Origin of the sequence: Rhizobium centroccidentale (assembly GCF_030182565.1) — a bacterium.
Lineage (GTDB): Bacteria > Pseudomonadota > Alphaproteobacteria > Rhizobiales > Rhizobiaceae > Rhizobium.
On record NZ_JAQJCG010000007.1, the window covers coordinates 92534 to 106179 of the forward strand.

18 protein-coding genes are annotated in these 13646 nt (G+C 60.1%); 8 read left to right on the plus strand and 10 right to left on the minus strand.

Annotated elements, in window-relative coordinates:
* Positions 1–97: 97 nt before the first annotated feature.
* The 7 genes from PH562_RS11710 to hemP all read right to left on the minus strand — a co-directional run bounded on the left by PH562_RS11710 (position 98) and on the right by hemP (position 5119).
* Positions 98–502, minus strand: a complete 405-nt coding sequence (locus PH562_RS11710; protein WP_113229994.1) for a hypothetical protein — start codon at positions 500–502, stop codon at positions 98–100.
* Positions 503–511: 9 nt separating this feature from the next.
* Positions 512–862, minus strand: a complete 351-nt coding sequence (locus PH562_RS11715; protein ID WP_285173166.1) for a glycine zipper domain-containing protein — start codon at positions 860–862, stop codon at positions 512–514.
* A 163-nt stretch (positions 863–1025) separates the two neighbouring features.
* Positions 1026–1817, minus strand: a complete 792-nt coding sequence (locus tag PH562_RS11720; RefSeq protein ID WP_285173167.1) for a heme ABC transporter ATP-binding protein — start codon at positions 1815–1817, stop codon at positions 1026–1028.
* 7 nt (positions 1818–1824) lie between these two features.
* On the minus strand, positions 1825–2916 hold the full coding sequence (locus PH562_RS11725; RefSeq protein ID WP_483315342.1) for a FecCD family ABC transporter permease: 1092 nt from the start codon (positions 2914–2916) through the stop codon (positions 1825–1827).
* Positions 2917–2935: 19 nt separating this feature from the next.
* Positions 2936–3871 (minus strand): heme/hemin ABC transporter substrate-binding protein, encoded by a 936-nt coding sequence (locus tag PH562_RS11730; protein WP_285173168.1) that lies wholly within the window; start codon positions 3869–3871, stop codon positions 2936–2938.
* 9 nt (positions 3872–3880) lie between these two features.
* On the minus strand, positions 3881–4936 hold the full coding sequence (locus PH562_RS11735) for a hemin-degrading factor (RefSeq protein WP_285173169.1): 1056 nt from the start codon (positions 4934–4936) through the stop codon (positions 3881–3883).
* 9 nt (positions 4937–4945) lie between these two features.
* On the minus strand, positions 4946–5119 hold the full coding sequence (gene hemP / locus PH562_RS11740) for a hemin uptake protein HemP (RefSeq protein WP_113230000.1): 174 nt from the start codon (positions 5117–5119) through the stop codon (positions 4946–4948).
* 191 nt (positions 5120–5310) lie between these two features.
* Here hemP and PH562_RS11745 point away from each other — a divergent pair, with 191 nt between their 5' ends.
* From PH562_RS11745 to hmuQ, 5 genes are all read left to right on the plus strand, one after another.
* Entirely contained in the window at positions 5311–5763 is a 453-nt protein-coding gene (locus PH562_RS11745) for a hypothetical protein (RefSeq protein WP_285173170.1), read from the plus strand.
* 30 nt (positions 5764–5793) lie between these two features.
* Complete coding sequence (locus PH562_RS11750) at positions 5794–7014, plus strand: TonB family protein (protein ID WP_285173171.1); 1221 nt, start codon at positions 5794–5796, stop codon at positions 7012–7014.
* Between the two features lie 122 nt (positions 7015–7136).
* Positions 7137–7535 carry a DUF2325 domain-containing protein gene (locus PH562_RS11755; RefSeq protein WP_285173172.1) on the plus strand — a complete coding sequence of 133 codons (399 nt, stop codon included), beginning with the start codon at positions 7137–7139 and terminating at the stop codon, positions 7533–7535.
* Positions 7532–7810 (plus strand): hypothetical protein, encoded by a 279-nt coding sequence (locus PH562_RS11760; RefSeq protein ID WP_285173173.1) that lies wholly within the window; start codon positions 7532–7534, stop codon positions 7808–7810. Before PH562_RS11755 ends, PH562_RS11760 begins: the two co-directional genes overlap by 4 nt.
* Before the next feature lie 18 nt (positions 7811–7828).
* Entirely contained in the window at positions 7829–8143 is a 315-nt protein-coding gene (hmuQ, locus tag PH562_RS11765) for a heme-degrading protein HmuQ (RefSeq protein WP_285173174.1), read from the plus strand.
* A gap of 9 nt (positions 8144–8152) precedes the next feature.
* On the opposite strand, the gene PH562_RS11770 is transcribed toward hmuQ, so the two are convergent.
* From PH562_RS11770 to PH562_RS11780, 3 genes are all read right to left on the minus strand, one after another.
* The gene (locus tag PH562_RS11770) at positions 8153–8530 is read right to left on the minus strand and encodes a DUF423 domain-containing protein (RefSeq protein WP_285173175.1); all 378 of its coding nucleotides are present in this window, start codon (positions 8528–8530) and stop codon (positions 8153–8155) included.
* 7 nt (positions 8531–8537) lie between these two features.
* A complete protein-coding gene (locus PH562_RS11775; protein WP_285173176.1) occupies positions 8538–8927 on the minus strand; it encodes a group II truncated hemoglobin in 390 nt (129 codons plus the stop codon).
* Positions 8928–9016: 89 nt separating this feature from the next.
* Positions 9017–10060: a substrate-binding domain-containing protein gene (locus tag PH562_RS11780; RefSeq protein ID WP_285173177.1), complete on the minus strand. Its 1044-nt coding sequence runs from the start codon at positions 10058–10060 to the stop codon at positions 9017–9019.
* Positions 10061–10196: 136 nt separating this feature from the next.
* Here PH562_RS11780 and PH562_RS11785 point away from each other — a divergent pair, with 136 nt between their 5' ends.
* From PH562_RS11785 to PH562_RS11795, 3 genes are all read left to right on the plus strand, one after another.
* Entirely contained in the window at positions 10197–11240 is a 1044-nt protein-coding gene (locus tag PH562_RS11785) for a Gfo/Idh/MocA family protein (RefSeq protein ID WP_285173178.1), read from the plus strand.
* A gap of 4 nt (positions 11241–11244) precedes the next feature.
* Positions 11245–12138, plus strand: coding sequence for a sugar phosphate isomerase/epimerase family protein (locus PH562_RS11790; RefSeq protein WP_069611663.1), 894 nt, complete (start codon positions 11245–11247; stop codon positions 12136–12138).
* A 237-nt stretch (positions 12139–12375) separates the two neighbouring features.
* Complete coding sequence (locus PH562_RS11795) at positions 12376–13644, plus strand: ABC transporter substrate-binding protein (RefSeq protein ID WP_285173179.1); 1269 nt, start codon at positions 12376–12378, stop codon at positions 13642–13644.
* The last annotated feature ends 2 nt before the right edge of the window (positions 13645–13646 follow it).

Here is a 13646-nt window from a genome sequence, read left to right on the forward strand (position 1 = left end):
AAAGAAGCCCGGTCTTTCGACCAGGCTTTTCAATCAACAATCCGTGCCGCTTCTCTTTTGTCAGTCGCGGCACGGCCGTTTGTTCACGCCCAGCGGCTCAATCCTCTTCGTCACTCGATGAAAACAGGTTGCCGAAGAGGAGGGCGGCGGCAACGGCGGCGGTCATCAGCGGCTGCTTGCGCACGAGGCCGAAGACAGCGGCTGCCATCGATTCCATTGCCAATCGACGTTCGCGGGCTCTGCGCTGTTCCTGCTTGTCGATGATTGCCATGATGACGAGGACGATCAGGCCGAGCAAGAGCGCGCCTGCCGCTATCAGCAACGCCGAAACCGCAGCGCCGTAGATCGTCGCAAGCCAGATGGCAGCCGCGATCAAGGCGAAAGCATAGGCCGTCAGCAGCAGAAGGACGGCAATCGCAATGAAAATACCGTTGCGCTTGGTCCGCGCAACGGTACGGTTGAATGTGCCTGACAGCAGCAGGCCGAGGATCGGAGCGATCATCCCACCACCCTAGCGGCGAGACAGCAGCAGGGCGACGGCAAGGCCGAAGGCTGCAGCCGCGCCGATGGTGGCGACTGGATGCTGGCGTACGGTTCTGCGTACTTCACGCGAGCCCCTTGCATAGCCGCGCTGCAGATCCTGCAGCAATTCTTCGCCACGGACCGCGAGATCATCAAGTCCCGACTCGGCGCTTGCGCGCCATTTCTTGCCTTGCTTTGCGCCATTCTCGCCGATCAGCTTGGCAAAGGCCGCAACTTCTTCGCGTAGCGACTCGATCTGTTCTTCGATGGTTGCTTCGACATCGTGCAGGCTGCCGCCATTACGCTTGCCGCGCGTCGAATGGAGGAAGGATGTGGCCATGTTCAGCTCCCTTTCGCTTGGACGCCCCTGGGGCACCTGTTTTTGTGATGATCGGAAATTCTCCGACACACCAGAACACTCCACGCTCGGAACATCGATTCCGATCGCTTCATCTCAACGCGCGGATGCAACAAAAAGTTCCGGATATGGGGCAGGTGCGGCGTCAGTCGGCCAGCGCGCTATGGGCGAGAACGAAGGGAGCGCCATTGGCGGGAACGCGGTTGACGCGCAGGTTGCAGCCAAAGACATGCTGCAGGTTCTGGTCCGTCAGCACGTCCTTGATCGATCCCGTGGCCTGCAGCTGGCCGTTCTTGAGCAGGACCATCCGGTCGGCAAAAAGCGCGGTCAGGTTGAGATCATGCATAACGGCGATGACGCCGCCGCCACGCCGGCAGAATTGCCGTGCAAGCGTCATGATGGTGAGCTGGTGGCTGACATCGAGGCTGGAAACAGGTTCGTCGAGCAGCAGCCAGCAGGGCCTGCCCTCGATGACAGGCTCGGAAATCTGGCAGAGCACACGGGCGAGCTGGACGCGCTGCTGTTCGCCGCCGGAAAGCTCCTGATAGAAGCGGCCTTCGAAGCCGCCGAGATCGACGGCAGCGAGCGCCTCGGTCGCGGTGCGGTCGGCCTGCTCCGGATGACGGTTGCGCCCGCTTGCAAGGCCCATGCGAACGATCTCGCGGACGGTGAAGGGAAAGGATATAGAGCTCGCCTGCGGCAGGACACCACGCATTTCGGCAAGCTGCCAGGGCACCAGACTGCCGATTTCGGCGCCGTTCATATGCACGGAGCCGCTATAGGTCAGTTCGCCCGACACGGCTTTCATCGTCGTAGTCTTGCCGGAGCCGTTCGGCCCGCAAATGGCAGTCAGCGTTCCAGCCTCGGCCGTGAAGGATATATCCTGCACGACCGGCTTACCGGCAAGCCGGACGCTCAGATTGGAAACATTAATCATCGCAAGCTCACAGGCTGAGGCGCGAGCGCTGCCTGAGCAGCATCCACAGGAAGAAGGGACCGCCAACACCTGCCGTCAGAATGCCGATCGGCAACTCCGCCGGGGAAACGATGGTGCGGGCAACCACATCGGCAACGACCAGCAACGAGCCGCCGAGCAGTGCCGAAGCCGGCAGCAGGAAACGGTGGTCGGGGCCGATGACCATGCGCAGGATATGCGGGACGACGATGCCGACGAAGCCTATACCGCCGCTGACGGCGACCGATGCACCGACCGCCGCGGCCACGCTGACGATGGCGATATTCTTCAGCCGCTGCACTGATATCCCCATGTGGAAAGCGGTCGCCTCGCCGAGCGTCAGCGCGTTCAGTCCGCGCGCCATGAAGGGAAGGGGAAGAAGCGAAAGGGCGATGATCGGGCCGGCACCTGCGACCTTGCTCCAGGTCGAGCCCGCCAGCGATCCCATGCTCCAGAAGGTCAAGTCGCGCAACTGCCGGTCGTCCGCCATGTAGACGAGGATTCCGGTTGCCGCCAGCGCAAGCGAACCGAGCGCGATGCCGGCCAGCAGCATGGTTGCGATCGATGTCTGTCCGTACCGGGTCGCGACCTTATAAAGCAATATCGTCGTTGCCAGGCCGCCGATGAAGGCGGCGACGGGCAGAGCGAAGATGCCGAGGAGGTGCGCGACAGGAGCAAGCACGCCACCGCCCAGGACGATCATGGCAACGGCGCCGAGGCTGGAACCCGCAGATACGCCGATCAGGCCGGGATCCGCGAGCGGATTGCGGAAGAGGCCCTGCATGACAGCACCCGAAACCGCCAACCCGCCGCCGATCAGGAAGCCGAGGACGGCGCGGGGCAGGCGGATATCGAAAATGACGATGCGGTCGCGGATGCTGAGCGTGCTTTCCGCGCTGCCGCTCACCATGTCCGCTATTAGGTCGATGACCGAAGCATTCGACGCGCCTGTCGTGATCGAAAACAGAAAGGCAACGGCCGAAATCGCGACGAGGCTGGCGATGACGAGGATCGCAAGTGCGGTGCGATCCCCTTCGTGGCGGCGTGCTGTGGTTTGCGACATTTGCTTCAGCCCGGCCATGGCATCGTTGAATGCCACGTCAGCCTCCGTAGATCGCCGCGTTCAGCTCGCGGATCGCGCTGGCCGTACGCGGTCCGAAGCCGAGCAGATGCAGGCCGTCCATGCGCACGACTGCCTTGTGGCTCGCGGCCGGCGTTAGCGAAATGGCGGGTTGCTTCAGGAGATCCTCGTTCGACATCGACAGCGGACCCTCGCGATCCATGATCAGGATGACGTCAGGCTTGGCTTCGATGATCGCTTCGTCCGTCACCGATTTGTAGCCGGAGAAGCCATTGATCGCATTGATGGCGCCTGTCAGCTTGATGATGCCGTCGGCGGCCGTGTCGCTGCCCGAAGCCATGATCTTGCCGTTCTGGTTGCTGAGCACGAAAAGGACGCGCTTGCGCTCGGCCTCCGGGCGCTTGGCGGAATCATTGATGGCTGCGTCGAGATCGGCGGCGACTTTGCTTTCCAGGACCTTGGCCTTATCCGGCACGCCAAGCAGCGCGCCGACGACTTCGATCTTCTTCAGGATGCCGTCGCGATCGTAGGTCTGCGGCACGGTCTCGAAAGGGAGGCTGGCATTGCGCAGCACGGCCAAGGCTTCCGGCGGGCCGGAACCTTCCACCGCGATGATGGCTGTGGGATTGACGGCCAGAATGCCTTCCGGCGATAGCGCGCGCATATAGCCTACATCGGGCAGCTTGGTCGCTTCCTTCGGATAAAGGCTGGTGGAATCGCGGGCGATGAGCCGCTTTTCCTCGCCGAGCGCATAGACGATTTCCGTGATATCGCCGCCGATGGAGACGAGGCGCGAGGTATCGATCTTCGGTGCCGCCTCGGCAGCGTGTGCGTGCCGCACGAAGCTGCCGAGCCCGGCGATCGGATTGGCAGGCATGAGCGGCAAGGCCATCACCACCATGGTCAGGGCGATTTCCCCCGGCCTGATGTGCTTCAAGTTCTTAAACATCGTCATGAGCATCTCTTATGCGGCGACGCTGGCGCCCGATCTCGTCAGGTTTTCCAGGATAGCGCGCCAATCGCGGCGCTCATCGAAGCCTTCCTTCCGCTTACCAAAGAACTGGATGATCATCTCGCCCTTGGCATTATAGGCCTCGAGCGAGGTGACGTGGCCATCCTTGGTCGGCTTGCGCACGACCCATGTCTCGGCGATGTGGTCCTGACGCAGATGCAGATGGAAGGTCGGATCCATGACATTGATCCAGGGACCCATGGTCTGCACGTTGTAGATCGGGCCGGAGTGGATCTGCACGGTGCCTTCGTTGGCGACGAAGCACATGATCGGCAGACCCTCGCGCACGCAGGCATGCATCATCTCTGCGACGGCGCCGGTATCCAGCTTCCACGCATAATCGTCGCCGACGGTACGGATCGCGTCCTGGCGGCCGATCTTCAGTTTCTTCAGCATGCCGAAGAATTCGTGCGTATCGGTCATCCGGCTCCAATGGTCGCGCAGCTCGTCGCGGCTGACATCGCCGTCCGTCGCGCCATTGTCGTAACCTGAACGATCCTCGGCGAATTCCTGAGACTGGTTTTCGATGCGCAGCTCGGCGACCATGGCGTGATAGGCCTCGACATTCGAATCGGGGCGCAGATGTACCTTGTGGACGGCATCACCGGCCTTGTCGAAGAATTGCAGGCTGAGCCTCTTCTGGTCGCCATCCGTCTTGGTGACGGCAAAGCCATGAACCCAGCGCTTCGGGAAGATGCGCAGGTCGATATTCTCGCCGAGCACGATCGCCGCCTGCGCGCCGAATTTCATGTTTTCATAGATGCCGATCTTCTCATGCACGGCGCTTTCGTTGCGCGACAGCGCCATGATCTCGCCGAGCGAAGCGATCCGCTCCAGGAAGCGATCGACGCTGGCATCGATGCGGGCGGCCGAAATGCCGACTTCGGCCGCGACGAGCGCCGCTTCGGAAATCTCGAGGCGAGCAGCGATGTCGCGCTCGCGCATCTTCGGGTTCTCGGCGCGGAAAGCGCGAATTTCGGCGGGGGTCGGGCGGGTCGTTTTATTCATCTGTCATGCCTATTTGTTGAGTATCAGCTTGCCTTGGCGCGTAATCTTCATGCGATAGATGACGCCATCATGCTTGATCATGATTTCGGTCTGGCCCCGGAAAATATCCGTGCTCTCGACAATTCTTACCTGCGGTGCGGCCGTGCACTGTACCGGCGGCGTAGGGGTCTTCTCAGCAATCATCCTGTTTAGTTTTGCCTGAAAATTCATCGGGGGCCGAACCGTCGTGCGGCCAAATTTATCTTGACTCTCTTACTCATGGTTTCATAAACACACAATAGGATACCTAAAGAGTCAAGTTTAAAATTTCGACGATACACGCCAAGGCCACGCTGGTCGGGCTAGCGGCGTCAACACATACAGGAGACATGTCGATGCTGACGAAAACGATCTTGGCGCTCGTCGCCTCCGGGCTGTTTGCCGCGGCATCTTCTGTTTCTGCTTTTGCTCAGGATGCAAGTTCCGCGGCACCCACATCGACTGCGCCCAAGCTCACCGTCGAGCTCAATGCATTGGCTCCCTCGCCGAAGGGATGCATGATGACATTCGTTGCCGAAAACGATATGGCGACGCCGATCACCAAGATCTCTTTCGAGCTTGCTTTCTTCAACGACAAGAATGCCGTCGACCGGGTTACGGTGCTTGATTTCCGCGACCTGCCACTCGGCAAGAAGCGGGTGCGGCAATTCGATATGCCGGGCGTCAAGTGCGAAACGGTTTCCCGCATCATCATCAATGACACGCCGGTCTGCGATGGTCCGGCGGCGGGTGAGTGCAAGGCCGCTCTAGCTACGCGCTCGCAGACATCTGTTCCTTTCGAAGGCTGAACCATGGCAATGCGCTCGGCGAAAGTTTCCATGGAACGCCGTGCCAACGGCGGCTTGAATGACAACTATCCGAGCGTGCTGCCGGGCCACGAACTGACCGGCCTCGAGGGCGTGCCCCGACCACCGGCGGCCGAGGTTGTGGCGCATTACAGTCGTTTCACTCAGATCAGCTCCTATCCGGATCATCCGGCGGAGGCTTCGCCGGTTGAGGCGGCGGAGCACCTGCCGATGGACGCGCTGCCTGAGAGGGCGCGAGAAACGGTTGCCGAGCGCAAGACGTCGCTGCTTTTCTCCGGCGTGGGATCCTGCCTGTTCCATGCCGTTATCGTTATTGCGCTGCTGTTTACCTTCGTCGCCACGCCGGAAGAAGCGCAGGAAGAGGCGGGCGATACCGTCAGTGTCATCATGATCGGCAATTCCGATGCCGATCAGATGGCTGCGGGTGAGGAAACCCCGCAGACTGAGCCAGAACAGGTGACCGCCGAAGCCGTGCAGCCGCAGACGGTGCAGCCGACCGAAGTCACGCCCGAACAGGCGCAACCGCCGCAGCCGGATGTCGTTCAGCCGCAAGCAGTGGAGACGCAGCAGGTTCAAACGGCCGAGCCCGTCGAGCCCATTGAGCAGACCCAGCCCACTGCAGTCGCACCCGAGCAGCCGCAGATTTTGGCGACGCAGGCGCCGGCCGAGACGGCGGTCATCCAGCCCGCCGAACCGGTGCGCCCTGTTGATAGTCAGGTTGCCGAAGCTCAGCCGATAGAGCCTCCGCCTGAGGTTGTGACGCCGGTGGAGAAGCCGAAGCCAGTTGAACGGCCGAAGGAAGTGAAGAAGCCGGTCGCAAAAGTCGGGAAGGTGAAATCGGGATCGCAAGGCGAGAGCGCCGAGAATTCGAAGAAGGGCTCTGTCGACGGGACCGAAGCGGTGCAATCGGATAATAATTCACAGGCAAGCGCGCGGCGTGCCGGTGCAGGTAGCGCTGCCAGATCCGACTATGCGGGCAAAATACAAGCTTGCATCAGGCGCGCAATCAGAGGGATTTCAGCCAGAGGCAACAATGCGACGGTGGTAACGCGCTTCAGGGTTGATGCATCTGGTCGCGTGTCGTCTCCCACAATTTCAGTCAGCTCGGGCAATTCGAATGTCGACCAGGCGGTGCTCGTCGCGTTGCGGGGTGTTGGGTCGTGCTCTCCCATTCCTAGCGAGTTTGGTGTTTCGAGCATGCCATTTACGATCCCATTCTTGATACGTGGCTGACTGGCCATAAAATATGATAAAAATTATCAACTTTATACTTTACTACAAAACTCATGTTTACTAAGGTCGCTTCACGCTCGATGGAATCGAGCGTGGAAGAGCAATCAGCAAACGGGTGATGCATGGCGCGTAAGGGGAAGAAGGATTTTGACCGCGAGAGCCGCGAAGCGCAGACACCGGCGCAGGGTTCCGGAAAATCCACTCTCGACGTGCGCAGCTTCCTTTATGTGGGTGGCCGTGATTGCCAGGTGGCGCATCTTCGCCAGATCGCCAGCAACTTCGGTGCCGAACTGATCCACCACGATGGCGGCCTTCGCGAGGCGGTCTCTCGCATCGACACCGTGCTGCCATCGGTCGACTGCGTGTTCTGCCCGATCGATTGCATCAGCCATGATGCCTGCCTGCGCGTGAAGACGGGCTGCAAGAAGTTCGGAAAGGCCTTCATTCCCTTGCGCAATGGCAGCAAATCCAGCCTCGAGCGGGCGCTGCAGACCATGAAAGAACGAGACGCTTCAAAATGATCGATAACGGCCCTGACGGGTTTATGCTGATCGGCCTGCACAAGCTGGCCGCACAGAACGGTGACGGGCTCGTGCCCGAACTCTATGAATTGCTGATGCGTCGCGCCGAGGAACAACGGCGGGCGGCCAATGTCGCGACATTTCCGGCTTGGAAGACGCGGCTGCCGGGGGAGGCGCCGGAGCAGCCGCTCGACGCAGCGAGCCGCAATGGCGCAAATGTCGTTGCCTTTGCGCCCGACGCGGATAAGACTGTCGCCCGTCGCAAGAAGGTCTGATCGTCGAACGAGGTTGCCATGTACATCGCCATGAACTGCTTCAAGGTCGTCATCGGTTTGGAGGGCGAATTCGAAGAGGTTTGGCGCGGGCGCGATTCCCGCCTATCGGAGGTGCCGGGTTTTCTCGAGTTCCGTCTCCTGCGCGGAAAATCAAGCGTAGAGGAGGGCTATACGCTGTTTTCCTCGCACACGACCTGGCACAGCGAAGAGGCGTTCATCAACTGGACGAAATCCGAGCATTTTCGCATGGCGCATCGCAATGCGGCCGATAACAAGCGGCTTTATTGGGGGCCGCCGCAATTCGAGGGCTTCGCCGTCGTTCCCGGCATTTAGGCGCCAGGGTCACACCTTTGCCGAACTCGTCCTGAAAAAGGCACCGAGCGCTATCGCCGTCCAGCCGGCGATCATGCCGATTCCGCCCGTCGGAGCGGCCATCGGAAAGAGCGAGCCGCCGCCGAAATGCCTGTTGATGAGATCACCGGCGAAGATCAGCGTTCCCAATCCCAACAAGACAGCCGCGATCGGTGCGGTGCGGATACGGCCGTAACCGGCATAGAGCGCCAAGAGGGCAGGGGCGTGAGCGAGGCTCATGGTGGAGGCTGCACCGAGGAAATGCGTGTCGCCGCCATGAGTTGCGGCTGCGGCCAGCGCGACACCGCCTCCGCCGAGAATGCCGGCGATAAACAGGGTGGCCGGACGGATTATGGAGCCGATGCTCATGTTTTCCTCATTCGCGGTTCTGCATGTGGAAAGCCAGACGCTCGACCGGCTCCCATATGATGGCCCGCAGCTTTTCATTCTCGATGGTTTCTTCCATGGCGCGGCGGAAGCATAGCAACCACTCGTCGCGCTCCTTCGGGCCGATGGCGGCGGCGAAATGCCGGCTGCGCAGGCGAGGATGGCCGCGCTTCTCGATATAGAGCTGCGGCCCGCCGAAATAGCCGGTCAGATACTCGTAGAATTTTTCCTGCGAGCCTTCGAGGCTCGGCGGATGCACGGCACGGCAATTGGCCGCCTCCGGCAGCGTATCCATCAGTTCATAAAAACGCGATGTCAGCGTCCGCACGGTGCGGTCGCCGCCGATCGCTTCGTAAAGTGTGATGGTTTCTTCGCTCAAGCCCGGGTTCCTGTTTGCGATGTCCTACATGGCAATTGATGGGTGGTGTCGCAACCGTCGGAGTGGCCGGTGCGGCGTTTCGGCGCTGCCTATTTTGCGGTCTTCAGGTGGAAAGCGTCGCTTTCCCCAGGAATGAGCTCGAGCGGCCACACCGTTTGGCGTGTCTTCCTGGGGTATTCCTGACTATAGGCGGGCATGCTGGAAAGCAGGATTTCCGCCAGTTCGACGCCAAGATCGTGCACCGAGGTACGAAAGCAGGTCAGCGCCGGTTGCAGGAATTTGGCGCGCGGCGCCTCACGGAAGCTGACGACCGCAATATCGCGCCCAGGGATGATGCCGGCTTCCATCACGCGCCGGTAGAAGCCGATCGCCATCAATTCGTAGATGAGGATCACAGCCGTCGGCCCGTTTTCAAGGCCCAGCAACTCGTCGGCAACCTGATAGCCGCCTTGTTCGCTCGATTTGGCACGAATGACGAGCGCGGGATCATAGGCGATGCCATGCCGCTCCAGCGCCCGGCGATAGCCGTCGACGAAGATGAAGCCGAGATTGATGTCGCTTGAGGGTGCGCTGACCGCGATGCGGCGATGTCCATGCGCGACGAGCCGGTCGACGGCGGCATTGGCGACGCCGTCAAAATCGAGGTCGGCCCAGGGATGCTGGGTGCCTGACAGGCTGCGGCCAAGCGCTGCGAAGGGGATTTTCGCCTTGGCAAGCAGGTCGAAGCGCTTGTCGACGCGCTGCGTCTCCGAAATGATCAGCGCATCCACGATCCGTCTCGCCACCATGCGCTTCAGATATTCGTAAGGGTCCTCGTCATGCGGGCAAGGGAGCATGATGAGATCGAGCTTGTGGCGGGAGAATACGCTCTGCAGCCCACCCGTCACCGTCAGAAAGAAATTGTCGCTGTTTTCGACCGTCTCACGGCTGGACTGGATCATCAGGCCGATGACATTCGTTGTGCCCTGCCGCAGGCTGCGGCCGGATTGGTTGGCGACATAGCCGAGCTGCTCGGCGGCGGCGAGAACGCGCTTGCGGGTCTCCTCGTTGACATCAGGCTTGCCGTTCAACGCGCGTGATACTGTGCCGATCGAGATATCGAGATGCTCGGCAAGCTGACGAATTCCCTTCATCGGCCGCAGTTTTCCTCCATGCGCCATTTTCCAGAGTCCTCCTCTATTGACACAGGAAAATCTTTTCGCATAGTATCGTAAACGTTTACGGAGCGCGTGTCATGAGGGGTTTACGCACCGCCCGCTGGAGGACATCGTGAAATTTAATGCCATTTTGTGCGGGTGCGGAGCTATGTCCAAGGGCTGGCTCAGGGCCATCACCTCGACGCCGGCGCTTGCCGAATCTATTCAGATTGTCGGTCTGGTCGATCTCAACCGAGCGACCGCGGAAAATCTTGCGAAAGAATTCTCTCTCGAAGGCGCCATCATCGGCTCCGATCTCGCCGAGGTCATTGCGACGACCAAAGCGGATCTCGTCTTCGATATCGTCATTCCCGCTGCACGCTTTAATGTCGTGTCGACAGCGTTGAAGGCTGGCTGCCATGTCTTGAGCGAAAAGCCGATGGCGACGTCGCTCGCCGAGGGCGCTGCGCTGATCGAGCTAGCCGCTAAAACTGGCAAGGTCCATGCTATCATCCAGAACCGCCGCTTCATCTCCGGCATCCGTCGTCTGCGACGTTTCGTGGAGGAGGGGGCGATCGGCGCGCTCACAGGCGTTCATTGCGATTTCTTCCTCGGTCCGCATTTCGGTGGTTTCCGTGAGGAAATGGACAATGTTCTGCTGCTCGATATGGCGATCCACACCTTCGATGCCGCCCGCTTCGTCTCCGGCAAGGTGCCGCTTTCGGTCTATTGCGTCGAAAAGAATCCGGTAGGCTCCTGGTACAAGCATGGCGCATCGGCGCATGCGCTCTTCGACTTTTCCGATGATGTCGTCTTCAGCTATCGCGGCTCCTGGTGTGCCGAGGGTCGGCGCACGAGCTGGGAGAGCCAATGGCGGCTCACCGGCAGCAAGGGCATGCTGACCTGGGACGGCGAGGACAATTTCGAGGCTGGTGTTGCCGGCAACGAGCCGGGGCTGCTGCATGGTTTCACGCCGATCGAGGTTCCCGGACCGAAGCATGAGGAGGAGACGCATGGCCACGCCAGCGTTATCGCCTCCTTCATCGAAGCGATCAAAACCGGCAAGACGCCGGAAACGGCGAGCTCCGACAACATTCGCAGCCTTGCCATGGTCTTAGGCGCCATCGAGAGCGCTAAGACCGGCCGGCGCGTCGACATTTCAGCACAAGGACAGTGACATCATGACAAATCCGGCAAAGGCCATCCGCATCGGCACGATGATCAGGGCAACGAACGAGGATGCCGCCCAGAACATCGCCAAGATCGCCGATCTCGGCTTCGAAAGCTTCGAGCCCTTCTTCTGGCAGAGCACCAACGGCCAGAATCTTGCGGAGCTCGGCAAGCGCTGCCGCGAGGCCATCGGCGACCGCGACATCACGATCTCTACTCTCGGCATGTTCGGCAATCCGCTTGAAGAGCGCGAGATGGACCTGCAGACGTTGCAGGGCTGGAAGGATTGCATCGACAACGCCCATCATTTTGGTGCGACCTGCGTTGCCGGCTTCACCGGCCGTATCCGCAACCAACCACTCACCGATAGTCTGCCACGCTATAAGCAGGTCTGGAGCGAGCTTGCCAAGCGGGCCGCCGACAAGGGCATCAAGATTGCCTTCGAAAATTGCGCCATGGACGGCAACTGGGCAACCGGCGATTGGAACATCGCGCATAATCCCGACGCCTGGGAGCTGATGTTCAACGAAACCCCGGACGACAATCTCGGCCTGGAATGGGAGCCTTGCCATCAGATGGTCTATCTGATCGAGCCGCTGCCGCAGATCCGCAAATGGGCGAAAAAGATTTTCCACGTCCACGGCAAGGATGCGACGATCCGTTGGGATGTCATCAAGGAGCACGGCATCTTCGGCAAGGAGAAATTCGTCTTCATGCGCACGCCGGGCTTTGGTGACAGTAACTGGACCGACATCATTTCCGAGCTGCGCTTGGCCGGCTGGTCCGGTTCCATCGATATCGAGGGCTGGCATGACCCGGTTTATCGCGATGCGCTCGAAATGACTGGCCAGGTTCACGGCCTGAACTATCTCAAGGCAAGCCGGGGTGGTGATTTCGTCGAGTAAAGCGCGCATTTGCGAATCTGCATCGATTTAGGAGGCGAGTTGTGCGTTAATGAAGTGCCCGGAGCGTCTGATGTTTTCGGGCAGGACGGGTACCCAAACGGAGGAACTGCCGAGCGTCCGCTCCTTGTCCCATGTGACAGGCGGGCGCTTGGTGCAGATAAGAGGAAAACGCCGATGGCAGCGCGGGCCATGTCATCGGACAGATACCGTCACGGTTCGCATGGTGGAGGAGAATATATGAATATTTTTTCGAAGCTGGCGATCACAGCCGGCATGTCGCTTCTGTTGGCTGCCGGTGTGGCGCAAGCCCAGAGCAAGACATTTAACGTCTGGTGGTTCGAACTGCCGGACACTTCGCAGGCCAAGGCATGGACCAAGGCGCTCGAAGAGCTGAAAGCCAAGCATCCCGACGTCACGATCAATTTCGAACAGAAGACATTCGAGCAATTGCAGAAGGCTGGCAGCCTCATCCTCAATTCGGATCAGGCGCCGGATGTGCTTGAATACAACAAGGGCAATGCCACTGCAGGTCTCGTCGCCTCGCAGGGCCTGCTGACGCCGCTCGACGATCAATTCAAATCGCGCGGCTGGGACAAGATCCTCAACGAAACCAACAGCCAGCTCAGCAAATACGATGGGAACGGCATCTACGGTTCCGGCCCGATCATCGGCATTCCCGTCTACGGCGAATTCGTTTCGGTTTTCTATAATATCGACATGTTCCAGGCCAATGGCGTGAAAGTGCCGACCACGCTGGACGAGTTCGAAGCTGCGCTGGACACTTTCAAGAAGAAGGGCATTACGCCGCTTGCCTATGGTACGGTGGATTCCAACGCACAGCATCTGGTCTATACGCTGGCGCTGACGCAGGCTGACGACACCTGGGTCAAGAACTATCAGGGCCTCAAGGCACCGCTCGATACCAAACCCTTCCTGTTCGCCGCCCGGAAGATCGCCGACTGGGTGAGCAAAGGCTATATTTCGAAGGATTCGACCGGCCTGAAGGGTACCGGCGGCGCTGACAATCTCTTCTCCTCGGGCACAGCTCCGATGTTTGTCAGCGGCACCTGGAATAACGGCAACTTCGCAAGTTCGATCAAGACCTTCAAGTGGAGCCAGTTCATCTTCCCGACCCCGAAGTACAGCGTGGGTTCGACCGGCAACCTGTTCATGGTGCCGAAGAGTGCCAAGAACAAGGATCTCTCCTACGAGTTCATCGATCTCGTCCTGAGCAAGGAAAACCAGAACCTGCAGGCCAATCTCGGTGGCGTTGCCATCGCCGCCGATCCGGCCACGGTCACCGACGAAGTCGGCAAGCGCAATGTCGAACTCTTCAACCAGATCTCCAGCAAGGGCGGTCTCGGCTTCTACCCGGACTGGCCGGTGCCCGGCTACTACGAACTGCTGATCCAGGCGACCACCGGCCTGGTGAACGGCTCGACCACGCCTGACCAGTTCGTGGCGCGCCTGAAGAAGGCTTACGACGACGTGCAGGCAGCGCAATAGCA

Bases quoted from the DNA above. Each gene is read 5' to 3' on its own strand.
- hmuQ (WP_285173174.1), top strand. From the start codon at position 7,829: ATGTACATCGCCATGAACTGCTTCAAGGTCGTCATCGGTTTGGAGGGC.
- PH562_RS11735 (WP_285173169.1), bottom strand. From the start codon at position 4,936: ATGAATAAAACGACCCGCCCGACCCCCGCCGAAATTCGCGCTTTCCGC.
- PH562_RS11750 (WP_285173171.1), top strand. From the start codon at position 5,794: ATGGAACGCCGTGCCAACGGCGGCTTGAATGACAACTATCCGAGCGTG.
- PH562_RS11730 (WP_285173168.1), bottom strand. From the start codon at position 3,871: ATGACGATGTTTAAGAACTTGAAGCACATCAGGCCGGGGGAAATCGCC.
- PH562_RS11795 (WP_285173179.1), top strand. From the start codon at position 12,376: ATGAATATTTTTTCGAAGCTGGCGATCACAGCCGGCATGTCGCTTCTG.
- PH562_RS11790 (WP_069611663.1), top strand. From the start codon at position 11,245: ATGACAAATCCGGCAAAGGCCATCCGCATCGGCACGATGATCAGGGCA.
- PH562_RS11715 (WP_285173166.1), bottom strand. From the start codon at position 862: ATGGCCACATCCTTCCTCCATTCGACGCGCGGCAAGCGTAATGGCGGC.
- PH562_RS11720 (WP_285173167.1), bottom strand. From the start codon at position 1,817: ATGATTAATGTTTCCAATCTGAGCGTCCGGCTTGCCGGTAAGCCGGTC.
- PH562_RS11780 (WP_285173177.1), bottom strand. From the start codon at position 10,060: ATGAAGGGAATTCGTCAGCTTGCCGAGCATCTCGATATCTCGATCGGC.
- PH562_RS11760 (WP_285173173.1), top strand. From the start codon at position 7,532: ATGATCGATAACGGCCCTGACGGGTTTATGCTGATCGGCCTGCACAAG.
- PH562_RS11710 (WP_113229994.1), bottom strand. From the start codon at position 502: ATGATCGCTCCGATCCTCGGCCTGCTGCTGTCAGGCACATTCAACCGT.
- PH562_RS11770 (WP_285173175.1), bottom strand. From the start codon at position 8,530: ATGAGCATCGGCTCCATAATCCGTCCGGCCACCCTGTTTATCGCCGGC.
- PH562_RS11725 (WP_483315342.1), bottom strand. From the start codon at position 2,916: ATGGCCGGGCTGAAGCAAATGTCGCAAACCACAGCACGCCGCCACGAA.
- hemP (WP_113230000.1), bottom strand. From the start codon at position 5,119: ATGATTGCTGAGAAGACCCCTACGCCGCCGGTACAGTGCACGGCCGCA.
- PH562_RS11755 (WP_285173172.1), top strand. From the start codon at position 7,137: ATGGCGCGTAAGGGGAAGAAGGATTTTGACCGCGAGAGCCGCGAAGCG.
- PH562_RS11745 (WP_285173170.1), top strand. From the start codon at position 5,311: ATGCTGACGAAAACGATCTTGGCGCTCGTCGCCTCCGGGCTGTTTGCC.